This is a genomic window from Pseudomonas sp. MF6751, from assembly GCF_016613265.1.
In the GTDB taxonomy this organism is placed as follows: domain Bacteria; phylum Pseudomonadota; class Gammaproteobacteria; order Pseudomonadales; family Pseudomonadaceae; genus Aquipseudomonas; species Aquipseudomonas fluorescens_BV.
Window position 1 is genome coordinate 1 of sequence record NZ_JAENSV010000028.1, and the last position, 19,298, is coordinate 19,298.

Annotated in this window: 20 protein-coding genes and 1 pseudogene; 20 read left to right on the plus strand and 1 reads right to left on the minus strand. The window is 58.1% G+C overall.

Annotation, left to right across the window (positions count from 1 at the left end; all coding sequences use genetic code 11):
- The first annotated feature begins 283 nt into the window (after positions 1-283).
- From JJD66_RS19975 to gspD, 20 genes and pseudogenes are all read left to right on the plus strand, one after another.
- Positions 284-1,036: a polysaccharide deacetylase family protein gene (locus JJD66_RS19975; RefSeq protein WP_234452281.1), complete on the plus strand. Its 753-nt coding sequence runs from the start codon at positions 284-286 to the stop codon at positions 1,034-1,036.
- A 69-nt stretch (positions 1,037-1,105) separates the two neighbouring features.
- Positions 1,106-2,413, plus strand: a complete 1,308-nt coding sequence (locus tag JJD66_RS19980) for an MFS transporter (RefSeq protein ID WP_200648839.1) — start codon at positions 1,106-1,108, stop codon at positions 2,411-2,413.
- 95 nt (positions 2,414-2,508) lie between these two features.
- A complete protein-coding gene (gene hpaH / locus JJD66_RS19985) occupies positions 2,509-3,291 on the plus strand; it encodes a 2-oxo-hept-4-ene-1,7-dioate hydratase (protein WP_200648840.1) in 783 nt (260 codons plus the stop codon).
- Between the two features lie 11 nt (positions 3,292-3,302).
- A complete protein-coding gene (locus JJD66_RS19990) occupies positions 3,303-4,100 on the plus strand; it encodes an aldolase/citrate lyase family protein (protein WP_200648841.1) in 798 nt (265 codons plus the stop codon).
- Between the two features lie 123 nt (positions 4,101-4,223).
- Positions 4,224-4,967 (plus strand): SDR family oxidoreductase, encoded by a 744-nt coding sequence (locus JJD66_RS19995; RefSeq protein WP_200648842.1) that lies wholly within the window; start codon positions 4,224-4,226, stop codon positions 4,965-4,967.
- 83 nt (positions 4,968-5,050) lie between these two features.
- Positions 5,051-6,001 (plus strand): MBL fold metallo-hydrolase, encoded by a 951-nt coding sequence (locus JJD66_RS20000; RefSeq protein WP_200648843.1) that lies wholly within the window; start codon positions 5,051-5,053, stop codon positions 5,999-6,001.
- An 89-nt stretch (positions 6,002-6,090) separates the two neighbouring features.
- A complete protein-coding gene (locus tag JJD66_RS20005) occupies positions 6,091-6,984 on the plus strand; it encodes an AraC family transcriptional regulator (protein ID WP_234452280.1) in 894 nt (297 codons plus the stop codon).
- A gap of 68 nt (positions 6,985-7,052) precedes the next feature.
- Positions 7,053-7,685, plus strand: coding sequence for a LysE family translocator (locus JJD66_RS20010; RefSeq protein ID WP_200648844.1), 633 nt, complete (start codon positions 7,053-7,055; stop codon positions 7,683-7,685).
- 537 nt (positions 7,686-8,222) lie between these two features.
- Positions 8,223-8,567 (plus strand): annotated as a pseudogene (locus JJD66_RS20015) (substrate-binding domain-containing protein); the annotation flags it as partial.
- 255 nt (positions 8,568-8,822) lie between these two features.
- Positions 8,823-10,490 (plus strand): type II secretion system ATPase GspE, encoded by a 1,668-nt coding sequence (gspE, locus tag JJD66_RS20020; protein ID WP_442800181.1) that lies wholly within the window; start codon positions 8,823-8,825, stop codon positions 10,488-10,490.
- On the plus strand, positions 10,487-11,683 hold the full coding sequence (gene gspF, locus JJD66_RS20025; protein ID WP_200648845.1) for a type II secretion system inner membrane protein GspF: 1,197 nt from the start codon (positions 10,487-10,489) through the stop codon (positions 11,681-11,683). The genes gspE and gspF overlap by 4 nt, the downstream gene beginning before the upstream one ends.
- 20 nt (positions 11,684-11,703) lie before the next feature.
- The gene (gspG, locus tag JJD66_RS20030) at positions 11,704-12,114 is read left to right on the plus strand and encodes a type II secretion system major pseudopilin GspG (RefSeq protein WP_087715863.1); all 411 of its coding nucleotides are present in this window, start codon (positions 11,704-11,706) and stop codon (positions 12,112-12,114) included.
- A 7-nt stretch (positions 12,115-12,121) separates the two neighbouring features.
- A complete protein-coding gene (locus JJD66_RS20035) occupies positions 12,122-12,547 on the plus strand; it encodes a GspH/FimT family pseudopilin (protein WP_034128224.1) in 426 nt (141 codons plus the stop codon).
- Positions 12,544-12,876, plus strand: a complete 333-nt coding sequence (locus tag JJD66_RS20040) for a type II secretion system protein (protein ID WP_034128223.1) — start codon at positions 12,544-12,546, stop codon at positions 12,874-12,876. Before JJD66_RS20035 ends, JJD66_RS20040 begins: the two co-directional genes overlap by 4 nt.
- Positions 12,873-13,481 (plus strand): prepilin-type N-terminal cleavage/methylation domain-containing protein, encoded by a 609-nt coding sequence (locus tag JJD66_RS20045; RefSeq protein ID WP_200648846.1) that lies wholly within the window; start codon positions 12,873-12,875, stop codon positions 13,479-13,481. The genes JJD66_RS20040 and JJD66_RS20045 overlap by 4 nt, the downstream gene beginning before the upstream one ends.
- Positions 13,478-14,179 (plus strand): general secretion pathway protein GspK, encoded by a 702-nt coding sequence (locus JJD66_RS20050; protein WP_200648847.1) that lies wholly within the window; start codon positions 13,478-13,480, stop codon positions 14,177-14,179. Before JJD66_RS20045 ends, JJD66_RS20050 begins: the two co-directional genes overlap by 4 nt.
- On the plus strand, positions 14,176-15,168 hold the full coding sequence (locus tag JJD66_RS20055) for a PilN domain-containing protein (protein ID WP_200648848.1): 993 nt from the start codon (positions 14,176-14,178) through the stop codon (positions 15,166-15,168). The genes JJD66_RS20050 and JJD66_RS20055 overlap by 4 nt, the downstream gene beginning before the upstream one ends.
- Entirely contained in the window at positions 15,143-15,745 is a 603-nt protein-coding gene (gene gspM, locus JJD66_RS20060; protein WP_020300756.1) for a type II secretion system protein GspM, read from the plus strand. Before JJD66_RS20055 ends, gspM begins: the two co-directional genes overlap by 26 nt.
- A complete protein-coding gene (locus JJD66_RS20065) occupies positions 15,742-16,242 on the plus strand; it encodes a general secretion pathway protein GspN (protein WP_200648849.1) in 501 nt (166 codons plus the stop codon). Before gspM ends, JJD66_RS20065 begins: the two co-directional genes overlap by 4 nt.
- A gap of 5 nt (positions 16,243-16,247) precedes the next feature.
- Entirely contained in the window at positions 16,248-18,374 is a 2,127-nt protein-coding gene (gene gspD, locus JJD66_RS20070) for a type II secretion system secretin GspD (RefSeq protein WP_200648850.1), read from the plus strand.
- A gap of 59 nt (positions 18,375-18,433) precedes the next feature.
- Here the strand turns inward: gspD and JJD66_RS20075 are convergent, their stop codons facing one another.
- A complete protein-coding gene (locus tag JJD66_RS20075; RefSeq protein WP_200648851.1) occupies positions 18,434-19,270 on the minus strand; it encodes a 5'-nucleotidase, lipoprotein e(P4) family in 837 nt (278 codons plus the stop codon).
- Positions 19,271-19,298: the final 28 nt, after the last annotated feature.

Sequence of the window (19,298 nt, forward strand, 5' to 3'; positions counted from 1 at the left end):
GGCTGAAGCCTTGAGCTTGACTGAGTTGAATGATGGCGCGCTCTTCGACGCTGAGTTCGGAATAGGACATAGGGGCAGCACCGTACCGGAAAGGTCAGGTGTTGCACTCAGTTTTCGCGGCCGCCTTACACAACCCCCCCGGTACTTTTGTCGGGGCGGCAAGGTAACCGGAGAAAATATGTCAGCTACAGCATTTGCGTGGCCGGATGGAAATCGCATTGCAGTCATCGTTACTGTATTACTTGAGAATTGGTCTGAAGGAAAGGCGCCGCCTTACGGTCCAATGACAACCTCACTCAAACCGGGGACTTATGACCGCGCAGGTGTTACCTGGTCCCAATACGGCGGTAGAGAGGGTATTTGGCGATTGGTTCGAATCCTCCATGAACACGGGATCAACGCGACAGTCTGCGCCAACATCAAGTCGATTGAAATGTACCCAGAGGCGATGAAGACAGTTCTGGAGTACGGCCATGAAATTGCAGCTCATTCATATACGCAGGATAAAGTTCACGCTTATATGGAGCCTGCGGAAGAGGAGCAAAACATTCGCGACTGTAAGCGAATATTTGAAGAGCAGTTGGGGCATTCTCCATTAGGGTGGTTATCTCCTGTGGTCGCGGCAACCGATCGAACCGCAGAATTCTTGGCTCAGGAGGGGTTTCTTTGGCATGGGGATTACAATGATACCGATCTTCCTCGTATGGTTGAAACGCCCAAAGGCTCCATTGTCGGGCTGCCCCATACAGATTTCGCTGACAATCGTGTATTACGGCAGAGCCCATCGGATTATCTCAATGCCTACCAAGAAACATTTGATTATTTATATCGGCACGAGCCCGGCTCACTTATAAATCTGACGCTTCATTGTCAATTTGGTGCGCGTCCGTTAATTGCGTCGGTCTTCAATAAAATACTTCACCATTTTAAGCAGTTTCCGGATGTCTGGTATCCCCGACATGATGAGTTGGCCTCTTGGTTCAAGAGTCGCGGCTTCATCGAGGTTACCTATGCTGAGCGCTTCTTTTCTGAATAAGGTGATTCGTGTGGTGTAGTGCTGGAGACATGCTAGAAGCCAGCATTCAAGCATTTAGCGGGAGGGAATATGTCATTAATACAAGAAGTGAGCACCCCTGCACAGCAAAATGTTACTGATGAAATAGAAAAGAAACTATTCGCAAAAATCGCGTGGCGGTTTCTTCCGATTCTCATGATTTCTTATGTTTTCAACTATATAGATCGCACCAGTATCTCAGTCGCAGCATTAACCATGAATGAAGATATCGGGTTAACGTCATCTCAATTCGGTTATGGCGCGGGCATTCTATTTTTGGGGTATTGTCTCTTTGAGGTGCCCAGTAACCTAATTCTCTATCGCGTAGGGGCCAGGCTGTGGATCTCCAGGATAATGATATCCTGGGGGCTGGTATCTGCCGCCATGGTATTTGCATCAGGGCCAATGAGTTTTTATATATTGCGCTTTATGCTGGGGGTCGCCGAAGCTGGATTCTTTCCCGGTGTTGCATATTATTTGTCATGTTGGTTTCCATCGAAATACCGTGCTCAAATCATTGGCTGGTTTTTAATCGCTATCCCTGCGTCTTCTTTTATAGGCGCACCCGTCTCCGCTTTGTTGCTCAATCTTGATGGTGTATTGGGTCTCGCGGGGTGGAAGTGGATGTTTTTAATAGAGTCACTCCCTTGCGTTGTACTTGGATTCTTCGTCGCAAAACTACTGGCAGACTCTCCCGGCAAAGCGTCATGGCTCAACCCCCATGAGCGGGAGCTCGTAGTCAGGCTGGTAGCTAACGAGCAGCGTGTAAAACCCGCAACCAATATGCGATCTGTACTTTCCGATATTCGTGTCTGGATACTCAGCGGTATATATCTGGGGTTCTCTATCGGATCATACGGTGTGCAAGTCTGGTTGCCACAGATTATCAAGCAGGAGAATTTTTCGAACGTCGCTGTCGGCTTCCTGACTGCCATTCCCTATCTATGTGCTGTCGTTGTAATGATCGCCTGGGCTGCTTACGTCGACAAGAATGGCCGTCGGATCAAAAATGTAATGCTCACCTGCGTGATCGCGGGCTTAGGGTTCTTTGTTTCTTTCCTCACTCAGTCGTTTGTATTTTCATTAGTGGGGTTGACGATTGCATTGGTAGGCGTGAACGCCGCCCGCGCCGTTTTTTGGGCGATCCCGTCGCGCTATCTCGTAGGTGTTGCGGCGGCAGGCGGGCTCGCGCTAATCAACTCGATTGGCACTCTTGGCGGGTTTTTAGGCCCGTGGATTATGGGATGGTTGAAAGAGGAAACGGGAAACTTCACGGCGGGTCTCGCAGTGATGGCGGCGTGTCTATTTATTGCAGGCCTCTTGGCGCTAATTCTGCAAAAAATTGCGAGCGAAGATTGAGGCACGCCTTATTCGATTCGACGGACAGCCAATAGTAAAAAATCAATTAATACTGTCATTTGATAGTGTGTTTTCAATTTGAATGGGAGATTAACATGCTGAGCGAAATAGAACGCCAAAGCGCCGCCGTTCAACTTATGCACGCCGAGATTGAACGAAAGCCAATTGCACAATTGAGCAAGAGCTTCCCGCATATAGAAATCGAGGATGCCTATCAAATACAAGCTCTTTGGGCGGACTTCAGGATAGCTAAAGGTGCCCGCGTAATCGGGCACAAGATCGGTTTAACATCCAGGGCTATGCAGCAGGCATCAAACATGACCGAGCCGGACTACGGCCGCATTCTTGACGATGCTCTTTATAACGATGGTGCATGCATCGACGCTGCTAAATTCTTGAAACCACGTCTTGAAGTTGAGCTGGCATTCATTATGGGCGAGGATCTTGAAGGGCCAGGCACCCGAATTCACGATGTCTTGCGTGCTACCGAATTCGTTACACCTGCGATGGAAATAATTGATTATCGGACCGAGGTGCCGCGGGCGATCACCGACACTATTGCCGACAACGCCGCCTTCGGAGCGATAGTCATTGGCGGGCGCACAATTCGTCCAATGGATGTTGATATCCGGTGGATAGGCGCCACGCTTTCGAAGAATGGCATCATCGAAGAGTCTGGTGTATCCGCCGCAATCATGGGGCACCCGGCGGCTGGCATCGCATGGCTGGTGAATAAACTTCATGCCGTTGGCGGGAAACTGGAGAAGGGCCAGATTGTGCTCTGCGGTTCGTTTACGCGACCAGTCGATATTTCTAAAGGAGATGTGATTCATGCGGATTTCGGTCCACTTGGGGCTATTGGCGTATCATTTAAATAGAGAGGCGCCACATGCAAATTCCGGTCAATCACTTCAAGTATGCCATTGCGCAAAGACGCAAACAGATTGGATTATGGTGCAGCCTGCCCGGAAGTTACGCGGCGGAGATTGTTGCCGCAACAGGGTTTGACTGGCTTCTTTTAGATACAGAGCATTCACCTTCTGACGTATTGAGTGTTCTTCCTCAATTGCAGACGCTGGCGCCTTACCAGGTAAATCCGATTGTCAGGCCTGCGAGCAATGACCCGGTTTTAATCAAGCGTTTTCTGGATATTGGTGCTCAGACCTTGTTGATTCCTTACGTCCAAGATGAGGTAGAGGCTGAACGTGCTGTCGCGGCAATGCATTATCCGCCTGCAGGTATCCGAGGTGTTTCTGGCCTGACGCGCGCGACCCGGTTTGGTCGGGTTGACAATTATGCAAAGCGTGCGCATGAGGAGCTTTGTCTGTTGGTGCAAGTAGAAACGGCAGAGTCTCTCGAAAGATTGGAAAAAATCGCCTTGATTGAAGGCGTGGATGGCGTATTTATTGGGCCAGCGGATCTTGCTGCCAGCCTTGGTTTCCCCGGAGAGCCCAATTGTGCTGTGGTTGTTAATGCGATTGAAGATGCAATCAAGCGCCTGGAGCGAGTTGGAAAACCATCAGGTATTTTGACACTCGATGTTAACTTTGCCCGAAGATGCCTTATGTTGGGGGCTACATTCGTGGCTGTTGGAGTCGATGTTGGCATCTTGGCACGTAATGCAGAGACGTTAGCGAGAGAGTTTTCGCCGGTATCAGAGGGCAGTGGTGAGCGTAAGCTAAGCTGACTAAGTCGTTTGTGCTGATCGGATGTATTCCAGGTATTAAAACGCCGGTTTGCGATACGCCCATTTACTGATGTTAAACAGTAGATAAAGTACTCCCAAAGACAAACACATGAGGGAAGTAAGATGAACACTATCTCAGGCAAAGTCGTTGTGATCACCGGCGCAAGCAGCGGTCTTGGAGAAGCCACCGCAAGGCATCTGGCGGCGAAGGGGGCCAAGGTGGTCGTCGCAGCGCGTAGAAAAGCTCGTCTTGACGATTTAGTTCGGGAAATCGTTGATGCCGGGGGGATTGCATTGGCGCTGCAGGCGGATGTGACGAACCGCCAGGATGTCGAAGCGATCATCGCTATGGCTGTTAGGCAATTTGGTAAGATCGATGTATTGATCAACAACGCGGGGCTGATGTCGATTGCTCCGCTCAATGCCGTGAAGGTTGATGAGTGGGAGCGGATGATCGATATCAATGTTAAAGGGGTGCTTTACGGCATCGCCGCGACGTTGCCACTGTTCGAAAAACAGCAATTCGGTCATTACATCACTATTTCCTCTATCGCCGGCAAGAAAGTGTTTAGTCCCGGAGGGACGGTCTATAGCGGCACAAAATTCGCAGTAAGCGCTATAACCGAAGGTTTACGCCATGAGGTCGGCGGGAAGATCAGAACCACGATCATTTCTCCGGGCCTGATAGATACCGAACTGAGGATGGGCAGCTCGCACGCGGAGAGTTCGAAGGCCGTTAGCGAGCTTTACCAGAGCCAGGCAATTTCTGCCGATGCGATCGCGCGTGCCATAGCGTATGCGATCGAGCAGCCTTTGGACGTTGACGTGAGTGAAATCGTTATCAGGCCGACAGTGCAGGAGTTCTAAGTGATTGGAGGGATATTCTTAGTTCATGTCCCTTGTTACATAGAGTTTTTAGGTGTTTCCTTCTTCAATCTACGAGGTTCTCTATGCGTCGCAATATACTCATTGGCACGTTTCTCGCCGTTTTTTCTGCCGCTTCAACCGCCGCGGCGCCTTTTTCTAAAATAGAAAATCCAGGTTTCTACAGGATAATGCTTGGCGATTTCGAAGTGACGGCGTTGTCTGACGGAATAAGTCCCATGCCCGCAGATAAAATATTGATCAATACTCAGCTGAAGCAGCTTGAAAAGGCGATGGAGGTCAATAACCTATCGTTACCGTTGCCGACATCGGTGAATGCCTATCTTATTAACACCGGAGAAAAGTTAGTTTTAGTCGATGTCGGCACCGGCGCGCTGCATGGTGAAACGCTGGGCAAGATGATGAAAAATTTGAATGCTTCGGGCTATAAGGCGGAGCAGGTGGATGAGATTTATTTAACCCATTTGCACCCCGATCATGTGGGGGGGCTGGTGGCGCAGGATAAAATCGCTTTCCCGAACGCCATTGTCAGAGTGGAAAAAGAAGAAGTCGCTTTTTGGCTTAATGAAGAAACAAAACGGCAGGCGGAAGAGAAAGATAAGCGCTTTTTTGATGCCGCGATCACCTCATTGAAACCTTATGAAATGGCGGGGAAACTGAAGACGTTCGAGGGAGAAAAGGAACTAACGCAGGGTATTTCGGCTATCGAAACGCGCGGGCACACGCCAGGACACAGCGTGTTTGCCGTCGAAAGCAAAGGGAAAAAGATGGTGATATTGGGGGATATGATCCACGTCGCCTCCGTGCAATTCCCTGACCCTAATGTCGCCATCGCCTATGATATTGACGCCTCTGCCGCCGTTGCGCAGCGCAAGAGGCTGTTTGATGACCTTGCACAGCAAAGAGCGCTTGTCGCGGGCGCCCATTTGTCCTTCCCTGGCCTGGGCTACATCAGTAGAAAGGGTGATGGCTATGACTGGCACCCTTTGAACTACGGTGTGATTAATAAACATTAATCTGCATGCTAGTTAACAAGGAACGAATGCGAACATAATGTAATGGGGCCCAGCGGCCCCTTTTTTAGGATGCTGCGGAAGCATTTTCAATGCTGAGCTGCGGGCTTTCACGCTGCGTGTTGTGTGTTATTTTGGCCAACGGTGGCAACGATCGTTCGGATAAAAATGTAATGGGAAATTCGGCATTCATGCATCGTTTTGACGCGCTGGGCGGTCTTGAGTTGCTGATAGCGGACTTTTCGGACCATCGATTTGACGTGCACTGGCATGATACCTGGTCGATTGGCGTTGTCCTGCGTGGCGCCAATAACAACAGCGCCAAAGGAGACTCCGACGGTATCGTCTGCCGTGGGCAAATTAGCATCATCTCGCCAGGGCAGATGCATGCCGGGACACCTCTGGGTGAGGAGGGCTGCCACTATTTTATGTTTTATCCCAGCAACGAGATGCTGCTCGGCGCAGCGGAAAACATGGCAATGCATTTACCGGCTATTAAGGGGAAGCACATCGAACATGCGGCTTTCGCCAGAAAGTTGTGTGAAACCGCTTCGGTACTGATTGAAACGCAATCCAGTCATTTTGACCGTGAAGTGGTATGGAGCGACTGTGTGGCGGAGCTGCTCCAGGTGTTTTCTCCGTGGCAGTCATTAACTGAGGCCAGCGACATCACGCCAAGCTTGCGAAGAGCAAAAGAGTATCTGCACGATCATAAAACCCAGGAAGTGCGTCTGGATATACTGGCACGGGAGGTCGGCATATCGAAGTTCCACCTTTGTCGTCAATTCTCGGCAAAATTCGGTTTATCACCGAATCGCTATCAGCGGCAGCTTAGATTGCAACAGGCTAAGGTATTGCTTTCCAGGGGCGGAGATATCGCGGAAATCGCTATCGCTTGCGGGTTTGCCGATCAGTCGCACATGGGCAGGGTATTTAAGTCAACTTACGGCGTCACGCCATGTAGCTATCGCAACCGACGCATTTGAGCAATATCGTTCTATCTCGCCGACTAAGAGGGGCCGACTATGTGCCTTTTTGACGAGGAGATGAAAACGTGTTCATCGATATTTCTACGCTGGGTTTATTTGCTATTTCGGCTGCTGCGTTAACGTTGATCCCTGGTGCCGACATGCTTTGCGCATTGTCTAATGCCATAACCCAGGGAACGAAAGCGGGGCTGATTACGGTATTGGGCGCTGTCACTGGGGTGATGTGTCACATCGGTCTTGCGATTGCCGGCGTTACGGCACTGATCGCTTCTTCGCCTGTGTTATATGAGTTTTTTGTCATCGGCGGCGCGCTCTATATCATGTGGGTAGGCCTTGGCATTTTTAACAACAAAAACACGATTAGCCTTCAAAGCAACAGTGAGCGGAAAAGCCTTAGTGAACTTTATTCGCAAGGATTACTGACCAACGTGCTGAACCCTAAGGCCATCATCTTTACATTGGTATTTATCCCGCAGTTTATTCAGGTTGAAGCAGGTGCGCCGGGTATGCAGATGCTGATATTGGGCATTGAGCTAATCTTAATTATGTTCTTGATTGAAATTCCTCTGATGTTTCTGGCTGGTGGAATTGCAACGAAAATAAAAAAGCGTCCGGCCATCGGGATCTACATTAATAAATTTTTTGGCGCCGTTATTCTGCTATTGGCCATTGCCATTCTGGCTGCGCGTTTATTCTAGGGGCTTAAATAAACACAGGGTAGGCAGTTTTTGATAGATATGGTTTTATTTTGTTCCACTGTCCAGTATAGCGTGAGGTTGAACTTGACCACTACAGTCGGAGAATCGAAGCCATGGTTCGGCCGAACCCTTTAGATGAGTTCCTCTAGTATTCAGCAATAATAATGAACTCCGCCTATGGAGGTGGGAGTGTCGCCAGATCGAGTATCTGTCTTTCAGCCGCCAGTGGTGACTGTGTACCCTCTGCCTGGAGAGGCACGATAGAATTCCACGCATCAAAAACAAAGGAGGGTAGCGGGTGTACAGCCCTTATGATCGCAACGAAGCCAGGGCAGGGAATGGCAGCATGGTCGCTTTCTCGGCTCCCTCTCCAGATGCGGTAGACGTTGCCTATACCGCCGGGCTTCATGCGGGCGGATCGGATGAAGGAAGGCCCGGCTTACGTACGCAGTATGGTGAAGGTTACTACGGCGCATACTTGCGTGATCCAGATGGCAACAAGGTACACGTCGTTCATCGTGGAGATTTGTAAGTTCGGCGTCTTGTGAAGCGGGCAAGCAGGCCATGGAAGCGCTGACGGGGCAGGCGGTCACGCCCGGCGCGATTTTCTTCGCCAACGACAACCTCGCCGCCGGCGGTTTGCTGGCCGGTCAATGCGCCGGGCTGAACATCCCCCGGGACTGCGCCGTATTGGGTTTTGGCGACTACCCGTTTGCCCACATGTTGCTGCCCAGCCTCAGCACCCTCCAGCCACCCGCGTGGGAGATTGGTGTACTCGCTGCCACACGCGTCCTGCAAAGTCTGGGCGTATTAGCCACCGACGATGAAGTTAAACGCTTGAATCTTTTGCACTGTCAGTTAATTGAAAGAGAGAGCACCTGAACAACTTCATTATGGCTAAGTGCAACTAGTGGCCAATGGCCGTCAACGCTCTAAATCAGTGCATTTGGCAATGTTTTGTATTTAATTACCCCCTTATCCGGAACTAGGGCTATAACTTCCAGTCGATACACCCGGCTAACGCCTGCCTGGGCTATGGCGAACTAATGGCATTGTTCGGTAGTTCTAAATAGCCATACTTTTCGCAACGTTAGATATTCCTCAATGATGTCGTCAGCGCCCATCGATGCTTGCAAGATGCAGATCCCGCACACCGACCAGGTGTGCGCGTGGCTGATGCAGCACGCCGGGCTCAAAATCGCTGATCTGGAACGCGCCCAGCGTTTATCCACTGAGCCTGGCGACTTGCTCTGTTTACTCACGCGCCTGGGCCTGGTGTCCGAAGTCGAACTGGCTCGCGCCTGGGCCGATTTGCTGGATGCGCCACTGCTGCTGGCCGACGCGGCGCCGCCGTTGCTCGACCCGCTTCCCGTGGTCACCGAGCGCTTTATGCGTCATTACCAGGTCGTACCGATGGGTTGGCATCAGGGCGGGTTGCGCGTAATGGCCGCCAACCCGGCGCGGTGGTATCCGTTCCAGGCCCTGGCGTATGCCTGTGGGGTGCCGGTCTGGCTGGCCGTCGGTTCGCGTAATGAAGTCGACACGCTGATCGAGCGCTATTACGGCCAGGGCCGTTCTGCCATGGGCAGCCTGATCGAAAACCTCGATGAGCAGGGCGGCGTGCTGGAGGACATCGAACACCTCAAGGACATGGCCTCCGAAGCGCCAGTGATTCGCCTGGTCAATCTGATCCTGCAGCGCGCGGTGGAACAGCGCGCCTCGGATATCCATATCGAACCCTTCGAAAACCAACTCAAGGTGCGCTACCGCATCGACGGCGTGCTGCACGACGCCGAAGCACCGCCTGCCAGTTCGTCGGCGGCGGTGATCTCGCGGGTGAAGATCATGGCGCGCCTGGACATTGCCGAACGACGCCTGCCCCAGGACGGGCGCATCATGCTGCGCATCCAGGGCAAAGCGTTGGACCTGCGGGTGTCCACGGTGCCCACCAGCTTTGGCGAGTCGGTGGTGATGCGCCTGTTGGACCGGCAAACCGTGCAATTCGATTTCCCCAGCCTGGGCTTTGATGGCCCGCGCCTGGCGGCCTTCCAGGATCTATTGGCGCGGCCCCACGGCATCCTGTTGGTCACCGGGCCCACAGGCTCGGGCAAAACCACCACGCTCTATACCGCGCTGTCGCAACTCAACACGGCTGAACGCAAGATCATCACCGTGGAAGACCCGGTGGAATACCAGCTTGAAGGGATCAACCAGATCCAGGTCAAGCCCGCCATCGGCCTGGATTTTGCCGGAGCGCTGCGCGCCATCGTGCGCCAGGACCCGGACGTGATCATGATCGGCGAAATCCGCGATCTGGAAACCTGCCGCATTGCCGTCCAATCCTCACTCACTGGCCATCTGGTCCTCTCGACCCTGCACACCAACAGCGCCGCAGCGAGTATCACGCGCTTACTGGACATGGGCGTGGAAAGCTACCTGATCGCCTCCACCGTCAGCGGTATTCTCGCCCAGCGCCTGGTGCGGCGCCTGGACCCGGCCACGCGGGTTGCCTTCCAGGCCCCAGCGGAATTGATCAAGGAGCACGGCCTGGATCGCCTGACCGAGCAGCGTCCCATCCTGCTTTACCGCGGTGACTATCACGGCCGCAGTGCCCTCACTGAGTTGTTGGTAATGAACGACGAGTTGCGTGGCCTGCTGATGGGCCACGCCGACGCCGCCAGCCTCGAGCACGCCGCCCGCCGCGCCGGTTTGCGCACCTTGTATGAAGACGGATTGCGCCAGGCCCTGGCCGGTGTCACCTCCCTGGAAGAAGTGTTGCGTGTCACCCGTGGAGATGACGCGTGAGCCTGTTCAAGTTCCGCGCTCTGGACAGCCAGGGCGTGGCCCAGAACGGCACGTTGCAGGCCATTGACCAGGCGGCCGCTGTCGCCGTCTTGCATCAGCGCGGGTGGTTGCTGCTGCACATCGAAACAGCCAGCAGCCCCTTGTTGCGCCAGGCGCGCGGGCAGTTGAAGGGGGCAGCGCTGGTGAGTTTCACCCAGCAGTTGGCCACGTTATTGGGCGCCGGCCAGCCCCTCGAACGTGCTTTGAACCTGTTGCTCAAGCAAGCCCGCCATCCTCAGGTGCGGGCCTTGATCGAGCGTATCCGCGACCAGGTCAAGGCCGGCAAACCGTTGTCGGCGGCGCTGGAGGAGGAGGGCGGCACGTTTTCCCCGCTGTACCTGAGCATGGTGCGCGCCGGTGAAGCCGGCGGGGCGCTGGAAGGCACCCTGCGCCAGCTCAGCGACTACCTGGAGCGCAGCCAGTTGCTGCGCGGCGAGGTGATCAATGCGCTGATCTACCCGGCGTTCCTGGTGGTGGGTGTACTGGGTTCCCTGGCGCTGTTGCTGGCCTATGTGGTGCCGCAATTCGTGCCGATTTTTCAGGACCTTGGCGTACCGATTCCTCTGATCACCCAGGTGATCCTGGCGCTCGGCGAGTTCCTCGGCGCCTATGGCCTGGTGGTGCTGGCCGGGTTGTCGATCAGTGGGTGGATCCTGGCGGCGCGCCTGCGCGACCCCCTTCGCCGTGAGCGTTACGACCGTCACCTGCTGAGCATCCGCGTGATCGGCCCGCTATTGCAACGGGTGCAAGCCGCCCGCCTGACCCGCACCCTCGGCACGTTGCTCAGCAACGGCGTGGCGCTGCTGCCCGCGCTGGTGATCGCCCGGCAAGTCTGCAGCAACCGTGCGCTCCAGGCGCAAGTGGCGCTGGCAGCGCAACGGGTCAAGGGTGGCGGCACCCTGGCCGATGCGTTCGGTCGCCAGCCGCTGCTACCGGAGCTGGCGCTGCACATGATTGAAGTCGGTGAACAGGCCGGCGAACTGGACAGCATGCTGCTCAAGGTCGCCGACATTTTCGACGTCGAGGCCAAGCGCGCCATCGAACGCTTGCTCGCGGCACTGGTGCCGACCCTGACCGTGGTCATGGCGGTGCTGGTGGCGGTGATCATGCTCGCGATCATGCTGCCGCTGATGAGCCTCACCAGCCATATATGAACTTTCAAGGAGCAGAACCGATGAAAACCCGACACCGCCAAGGCGGCTTCACCCTTTTGGAAATGCTGGCGGTGATCGTGCTGCTGGGTATTGTCGCGACCATTGTGGTGCGCCAGGTCGGTGGCAATGTGGACAAGGGCAAGTACGGCGCGGGCAAGGCGCAATTGGCCAGTTTGAGCATGAAGATCGACAGCTACGCCCTGGACGTGGGGGCGCCGCCCAACAACCTGCAACAGCTGCTCGACAAGCCGGCCAGTGCTTCCAACTGGTCCGGCCCCTACGCCAAGCCTTCGGAGTTGAAAGACCCGTTCGGCCACGGGTTCGGCTATCGCTTCCCCGGTGAGCACGGTGCCTTCGACCTGATCTTCTACGGCCAGGACGGCCAACCCGGCGGTGAGGGCTACAGTGCCGACCTGGGCAACTGGGAATAACCCGCCAGTGGCCCAGCGAGGCTTTACCCTGCTGGAGATGCTGGTGGTCATTCTATTGATCGGCATTGCGGCGGGGTTGTTGGGGCTGGGTGTACGGCAAGGGCTGCAGGTGGCCAAGGAGCGCCGGGTGGTCGCGCAGATGGTCGAGGCGCTGCGCGCCACGCGGGCGAGCGCCATCGTCAGCGGCCAGGCGGCGCGCACTCAGTTCGACCTCCAGGGCCGCTCGTTCCAGGCTCCAGGGCGTGCGTCACAGCAGTGGCCAGCGCAGGTGCAAGTGACCTTGCACAGTGCCGAGCAGGCTGGGCCCGCGGTGGTGTTCTATCCCGACGGCAGTTCCACAGGCGGTAACCTGCTGCTGGCCAACGGCAGCCGGCGTTGGCGCATCGACATTGGCTGGCTTACCGGCAGTGTGCAGTCCAAGGCGCTGCCATGAAGCACCAGGCCGGTTTCACCCTGCTGGAAATGCTCGCCGCCTTGACGTTGATGGCGGTGTGCAGCAGCGTGTTGCTGGTTGCCTTCGGCCAAAGCGCGCGCGCCTTGTCCCAGGTGGCCCGCAGCGACCGCCTCAGCCATGCCGCGCTCACGGTGCTGGACCAGGAAGCCGCCGGCCCGCTGACGGAGGGAACCCGCCAAGGCGAACTCGAGGGTATCCATTGGCAATTGACCAGTACCCGCCAACAGCCGCACCTGTTTCGTCTTGACCTGAACGTGCGTGAAGGCGCGCATCAGGCGCACTTCAGCACTTTGAAGGCGCGCCTGTGAAGCGCCGTGAGCAGGGCTTCACGTTGCTGGAAGTACTCGTGGTGCTCAGCTTGCTGTCGGTGTTGTTGCTGCTGGTGAGCGCAGCGTTGCTGGGGGCTAATCGGGCGGTGGCCAAGGCCCAGGCCTACACCGTCAGCCTGGATGAAATGCGCGCCGCCCAACAGTTTTTGCGCACATCGATCAGCGAGGCGCTGCCGCTAAAGCTCACTGACGATGACAGCCAGGCCGAAGGTTTTTTTATCGGCACGCCTGAACGTCTGCAGTTTGTGGCGACCTTGCCCGGTGTATTGGGCGGGGGTATCCAGCACTTTACCCTGCAACGGGTCGGGCAGGATCTGCAGGTGGCTTTTTCGCAGAGGGCCTCCCACGCCAACGCGCAGCGCGATGAGCCGCAGGTGCTTTTGCATGACGTCGAGGCGCTGCAGTTCAGCTATCGCGGTGTCTCGCCACTGGGCCAGCCCACCGACTGGTTGAGCCCGTGGCCCTGGCCCCGGCGCCTGCCTACAGCGGTGCGCATCGACGCCTCCGTCGACGGGCCGGTGCCATGGGTCGCCCAGGTGGTTGCGCTGCGCCTGAACCTGTCCAGCGCGAGCAGCGAAGAATGAAGCGCCAACGCGGTGCGGCCCTGTTGCTGGTGTTGTGGGTGCTGGCCTTGCTCAGCGTATTGCTGGGTGGCCTGGCCGGGTGGGTGCAACTGCAAAGTCGCCAGGCGCTGTGGCTGCGCCAGCACACCCAGACACTGTTGGCCGCCCAGGCCGGTATCGCACAGGTCATGGCGCAAGGGCAGTGGGTGGCGGACGGGCGTTCTATTGCGCTGACCTTCGACGACGCCCGCTTGCAGGTCAGTGTGCGCAGTGAGCGCGGCAAGCTGTACCTGGTCAACGCCGCCTCCCAAGACCTCACGCGCCTGGCCCTGGCCTGCGGCGCTACACCGGTTCAGGCCCAGCAGTTGGTCAAGGCCCTTGAGACTCGCCGCCATCAGGGCCTGCCGCCGTTTCGGGTGCTGGAAGAGGTACGTCAACTCCCCGGCATGACCCCGGCGCTCTACAGCCAACTACTGCCTCAAATCACCTTGTGGAGCGACCTCGACCGGCCCGCTCCGGCATTCGCCAGCCCCCTGATGCGCAAGGCGTTGAACCTGCCACGCCAGGACGCCGAGGGCGTCGACCCCGGCCAGGTCGTGGAGATCGACAGCCGCGCCGAGCGCCCCGGCGGCTATCAGGCACGCCTGCGACTGACCCTTTTACTAAGCCCTGCGGAGGACAGCGCACAGCCCTATCGGGTAGTGCGGTGGCAAGAATGATTCAACTCGAACCGATTGCCCGCTATTGGCGCGGCAGCCTACTGCAACAAGGCTGGCGTTTGTGGCTCACGGAGTTACGCGGCTGTGTGCCGAAGTGGCTGGCGTTCCAGGAACCGCCCGAGCACGTTCATCACTGGCCGCTGACGACACCGGTGGTCACAGGCAATACGCGCCAGGTGCTGATGCTTGCCCCCGACGCCGTGTTGCAGCAAAGCGTGCAGCTGCCTCTGGCTGCCGCGCGCAACCTCGTGGAGGTGGTTGGCTATGAGCTGGACCGCTACACCCCGTTCAACGCCGAGCAGCTCTACTTCGTCGCCCGCCAGGAGCGGCGCACCCCCAGCCACCTGGAGGTGAGGGTGGTGGCGATCCTGCGCGAGCGCCTTGACCAGGTCCTCACTGACTGCGCCGCCCTCGGCCTGTACCCACACCGCGTGGATGTGGCGGGCCTGGGTATCGACCTGCTACCCGCGCCGTTACGCCCGCGTTCGCGGCCTGCCGGCAAGCAATTGCAGCGCAGCCTGCCGTGGTTGTGCGGCGCGTTGCTGATCGCGGCGATGCTGTTGTGGCTCAACGACCGCCAGCGGGTACTCGACAGCATGCACGCCACTGTCCAACAGCAAAAAGCCGAGGTCGCCCAGGTGCACGCCCTGCGCCAGCAACTGCTCAACACCCGTGGCGCGGCGCAGTACCTCAGCCAGCGTAAACGGGCGCAACCACCCCTGGCCGCGCTGCTGAATGACTTGACCAGTTGCCTGCCCGCCGACACCTGGCTCGACCAATTGGACGTCAAGGACGGCGAGGTGAGTTTCTCCGGCCAGAGCGCCAAGGCCAGTGGCCTGATCAGCCGCATCAAAGGCTGCCAGCGCTTGGACAACGCGCAGTTTGAAGGTGTGATCCAACCCGACGCACGCAGCGGCAAGGACCAGTTTGCCTTGCGTGCCCACTTACGCCAGGAGGCCGCCGATGCGCCGACCCCTCACACCCCGTGAACGCCGCGGCGCCGCCTTGTTGACCCTGGCGTTGGTGCTCGGCGCGGCCTATTGGCTGTTGATCGACAGCTGGTTCGCCGGGCCGCTGCGGGCCATGGGTGAACAGGCCGAACAGTTGCGTGAACAGCAGCAGCGCTATGCCAGCGTCATACGCCAGGGCGATGCCTTGCGCGAACAGCTGGCGCAAGCACAGCAAGACCCGGCCAGCAGCGCCAGCCTGTTGCCGGGGGACGACCCGGACGTGGTCGCCGCCGACCTGATGCAGCGTCTCGCCGACCTGATCAACAGCCACGCCAACCTCGGCGGCGGCTGCAACCTGACCCAGCGCAAGCCGATCACGCCTGAACAGAACGACAGCGAGCCCTATCGTCAGGTCAAGGTCAGCCTCACGCTCAATTGCGCCATCGAACCGCTGACCGCGATCCTGCATGGGCTGGAATATCAGCCGCCTTTTCTGTTCGTCGATGAGCTGCATATCCGTCGCGACAAACAGGCGCCAGCCAGTGGCGGGGCAGGCAAGCTGGCGGTGCAACTGCTGGTGCGCGGCTACCTGCAACCGGCGCGGGTGGCACCATGATTGGCCCCTTGCGTCCTCTGGAATGGGGCTGGCTCGGCGTGGCCGGGCTCTTGGGGCTGTTGATGGCGATGATCCTCAGCAGCATCGGCGACGCCCCCCGGTGGTTACCCGATGCGCCGGCGCATGCGCCACCCTCGTTCCAGGTGCAGGCCGCTCCCACGCCAGCGTTGCAAGACCTTGCCGGTACCTGGCAAACGCCGCTGTTCAGCCCGGATCGCCGCCCGGACCGGGAGGTGGGTAAAACCCAGGTGGCGAGCCTGGCCAACCTGACCCTCAGCGGCATCATGATCACCGGCAACCTGCAAATGGCCATGCTCAAGCAAGCCGGTGGCCCAACGCTCACGGTGCGCTTGGGCCAGGCGTTGCCCAACGGCTGGCGCCTGGAGCACCTGACCCCGCAATACGCCCGTTTTGCCCTCAACGGGCGCACCCAGACCCTGAGCCTCTACGGTAAGCGGTTACCCCTGATCTCACATCCCCGCGAGTCTCTCCCTTGATCGATATGCGCACTTCGCTGTTTTGCCTGGCTACCGCCGTCTCCCTGGGCGGCTGTGGATCTTTGCCCGACCCCCTCGACCCGGACGACGACCTGCTGCACGAGGCCCTGCAGGGCACCGGCGCACAGCGCCCGCCGCTTCAGGCACCTGTGGCCGAAAGCCCTCCACCTGCCACCCAGGCTCCGCCGCAGCGCCAGCTGATTCGTGGCAATCAAGCGTTTGTGCGCCAGCCCGCGGCGCCCGTAAACGTGCCGGAGCAGGGCGGCGACATCGTGTTCAATTTCGCCGATCAGCCTATCGAGGCCGTGATCAACAGCGTGATGGGCGACCTGTTGCACGAGAACTACAGCATCGCCGAGGGCGTGAAGGGCACTGTCAGCTTCTCCACCTCCAAGCCCGTGGACAAACAGCAAGCGCTGTCGATTCTCGAAACCCTGCTGTCCTGGACCGACAACGCCATGATCAAACAGGGCAACCGCTATGTGATCCTGCCGGCCAACCAGGCAGTGGCGGGCAAGCTGGTGCCGCAGATGCGCGTGGCGCAACCGGCCAGCGGCCTCTCGGCACGTCTGTTTTCACTGCGCTATATCTCGGCCACCGAGATGCAGAAACTGCTCAAACCCTTCGCCCGTGAAAACGCTTTTTTGTTGGTGGACCCGGCGCGCAATGTCCTGAGCCTGGCCGGCACGCCCGACGAACTGGCCAACTACCAGGACACCATCGACACCTTCGACGTGGACTGGCTCAAGGGCATGTCGGTGGCGGTGTTCGGCCTGCAACGCGCCTCGGTGGCCGAGCTGATGCCCGAGCTGCAAGCCATGTTCGGCGCGGACAGTGGCACACCCCTGGCCGGCATGCTGCGGTTCTTGCCGGTCGAGCGCACCAACTCGGTGGTGGCGATTTCTTCCCAGCCCCAGTACCTCAGCGAAGTGGGCGACTGGATCCGCACCATCGACGAGGGCGGCGGCAACGAGCCGCAGATGTATGTGTACGACGTGCGCAATATGAAGGCCGCCGATCTGGCCAAGTACCTGCGGCAGATCTACGGCAATGGCACGATCAAGGATGACGCCCCGGCGAAGGTAGCGCCGGGCTTGCGTACCACCACCTTGTCCTCATCCACCAGTGCCGGTTTGCAGGCGAGCGCCCCGGTGCCCGCAGCCGAAGAACCTGAATCCGAGCCTGCCGAAAACACCCAGGCATCGCCCACCAGCGACCTCGAGACGGGCACGCGCATCACCGCGCAAAAAAGCAGCAACCAACTGCTGGTGCGCACCCGCCCGGCGCAATGGAAAGAGATCGAAGCGGCGATCAAACGCCTCGACAACCCACCGCTGCAAGTGCAGATCGAGACCCGCATTCTGGAGGTCAAGCTCACCGGCGAACTGGACCTGGGGGTGCAGTGGTACCTGGGCCGCCTGGCCGGTAATTCCACCAGCACCACGGTGGCCAACGCCTCCGGCAGCCAAGGCGCCCTGGGCGGTGGCGGGGCAGGGCTGGGGGCGGCGGACTCGTTGTTCTACTCCTTCGTCAGCTCCAACCTGCAAGTGGCCCTGCACGCCCTGGAAACCAACGGCCGCACCCAGGTGCTGTCGGCGCCATCGCTGGTGGTGATGAACAACCAGCCGGCGCAGATCCAGGTGGGGGACAACATTCCCATCAGTCAGACCACCGTTAATACCGGGGACGCCGACACCACCTTGAGCAGTGTCGAATATGTGCAGACGGGGGTGATTCTGGATGTGGTGCCGCGCATCAATCCGGGCGGGCTGGTGTACATGGATATCCAGCAACAGGTCAGTGATGCCCAGAACCCGGCGGGGAACAGTGAGACGCCGGTGAACCCGCGTATCTCCACGCGCTCGGTGTCCACCCAGGTAGCGGTGCAGAGTGGCCAGACGGTGCTGCTCGGCGGGTTGATCAAGCAAGACAATGCTGAGAGCGTCAGTGCCGTGCCTTACTTGGGGAAGATTCCGGGGTTGCGCTGGTTGTTTGGCAATACCAGCAAGTCTAAGGACCGCACGGAGCTGATTGTGCTGATTACGCCGAGGGTGATTACCAGCAGCAGCCAGGCGCGGCAGGTGACGGATGATTATCGCCAGCAGATGCAGCTGTTGCGCCCCAAGCAATGAGCGGCTCTTGATCGTTCCCACGCAGAGTGAGGGAACGATCATCACGGCAGGGCTTTACCCTATTGCTGCAACAGCAATGCCTGCTGCTTGAGCCTGCGTTTCTGCGCAAACGGCAAGCTCTCATCATCCCCATACGGCGCGCTATACCAGTTGCCGTAGCTCGGGTTGGGCAGCAGGAACCAACGCTGGCCTAGCCAGTTCACATAGGGTTCGACGGCCTTGCGTTGTGCATCCAGGGTGTTGTGTTCGGCTTGCACGAAATCTCCCAGCGAGTCACCGGCCATCAACAGCACGCGGGCATGGCTGGCGACCCACTGACGGCGGCACTGCTTGCCGTAGCCCGCGCTTTCGCAGTGGCCGGTAGGCGTGCTGGCCGCCAGGATCTGCGCGTCGCTCTCAATCGGAAAGCCGCGCAAACGCAGGTTTTTGGCGGTGGCCGCGACCTGGCTGTGCTCGCGGTTGGTGAGGTAGTACACCTTGACACCTTTTTGTCTGGCCGCTTGCAGGAACGCCACGGAACCCGGCAGCGCCTGAGCCTTGGCCTGCTCGACCCAGGTATTCCAGCGATCGTAGGAATAGACCTGATTGTTGATGATGTCGCGAGCGTTGAGCGGCACGTTGTCCAACAGGGTCTCGTCGATATCCACGATCACCGCCGGCGGCAAACCGGTCAGCTTGCGGGCAGGCAAAGGCAGGGCGTCCCAGCTGGGGTCGGCCAGTGCTACATCGAGTTGGAGGGTGGCGTTGGCGAAGAGCTGGCGGTAGATCAGCTCGTGTTCGATGGACGTCTGGGTCCAGAGCACTGCATCGAGTTGGTCGTTGGCCGGGGGTGTTTGCTGGCAGCCTGCCAGAGCGGTGGTCAACAGGCAGACACTGGCGAATAACAAGTTACGCATGAGCAAGTCTCGCAGAGGGTAGGCGCGT

What these genes read in the sequence shown, in the direction of transcription:
- JJD66_RS20065 (WP_200648849.1), top strand. Translation starts at nt 15,742, where the DNA reads ATGATTGGCCCCTTGCGTCCTCTGGAATGGGGCTGGCTCGGCGTGGCC.
- gspG (WP_087715863.1), top strand. Translation starts at nt 11,704, where the DNA reads ATGAAAACCCGACACCGCCAAGGCGGCTTCACCCTTTTGGAAATGCTG.
- gspD (WP_200648850.1), top strand. Translation starts at nt 16,248, where the DNA reads ATGCGCACTTCGCTGTTTTGCCTGGCTACCGCCGTCTCCCTGGGCGGC.
- JJD66_RS20075 (WP_200648851.1), bottom strand. Translation starts at nt 19,270, where the DNA reads ATGCGTAACTTGTTATTCGCCAGTGTCTGCCTGTTGACCACCGCTCTG.
- JJD66_RS20050 (WP_200648847.1), top strand. Translation starts at nt 13,478, where the DNA reads ATGAAGCGCCAACGCGGTGCGGCCCTGTTGCTGGTGTTGTGGGTGCTG.
- JJD66_RS20055 (WP_200648848.1), top strand. Translation starts at nt 14,176, where the DNA reads ATGATTCAACTCGAACCGATTGCCCGCTATTGGCGCGGCAGCCTACTG.
- JJD66_RS19990 (WP_200648841.1), top strand. Translation starts at nt 3,303, where the DNA reads ATGCAAATTCCGGTCAATCACTTCAAGTATGCCATTGCGCAAAGACGC.
- JJD66_RS19975 (WP_234452281.1), top strand. Translation starts at nt 284, where the DNA reads ATGACAACCTCACTCAAACCGGGGACTTATGACCGCGCAGGTGTTACC.
- JJD66_RS19980 (WP_200648839.1), top strand. Translation starts at nt 1,106, where the DNA reads ATGTCATTAATACAAGAAGTGAGCACCCCTGCACAGCAAAATGTTACT.
- hpaH (WP_200648840.1), top strand. Translation starts at nt 2,509, where the DNA reads ATGCTGAGCGAAATAGAACGCCAAAGCGCCGCCGTTCAACTTATGCAC.
- gspM (WP_020300756.1), top strand. Translation starts at nt 15,143, where the DNA reads ATGCGCCGACCCCTCACACCCCGTGAACGCCGCGGCGCCGCCTTGTTG.
- JJD66_RS19995 (WP_200648842.1), top strand. Translation starts at nt 4,224, where the DNA reads ATGAACACTATCTCAGGCAAAGTCGTTGTGATCACCGGCGCAAGCAGC.
- JJD66_RS20000 (WP_200648843.1), top strand. Translation starts at nt 5,051, where the DNA reads ATGCGTCGCAATATACTCATTGGCACGTTTCTCGCCGTTTTTTCTGCC.
- JJD66_RS20040 (WP_034128223.1), top strand. Translation starts at nt 12,544, where the DNA reads ATGAAGCACCAGGCCGGTTTCACCCTGCTGGAAATGCTCGCCGCCTTG.
- JJD66_RS20005 (WP_234452280.1), top strand. Translation starts at nt 6,091, where the DNA reads ATGCTGAGCTGCGGGCTTTCACGCTGCGTGTTGTGTGTTATTTTGGCC.
- gspE (WP_442800181.1), top strand. Translation starts at nt 8,823, where the DNA reads ATGCAGATCCCGCACACCGACCAGGTGTGCGCGTGGCTGATGCAGCAC.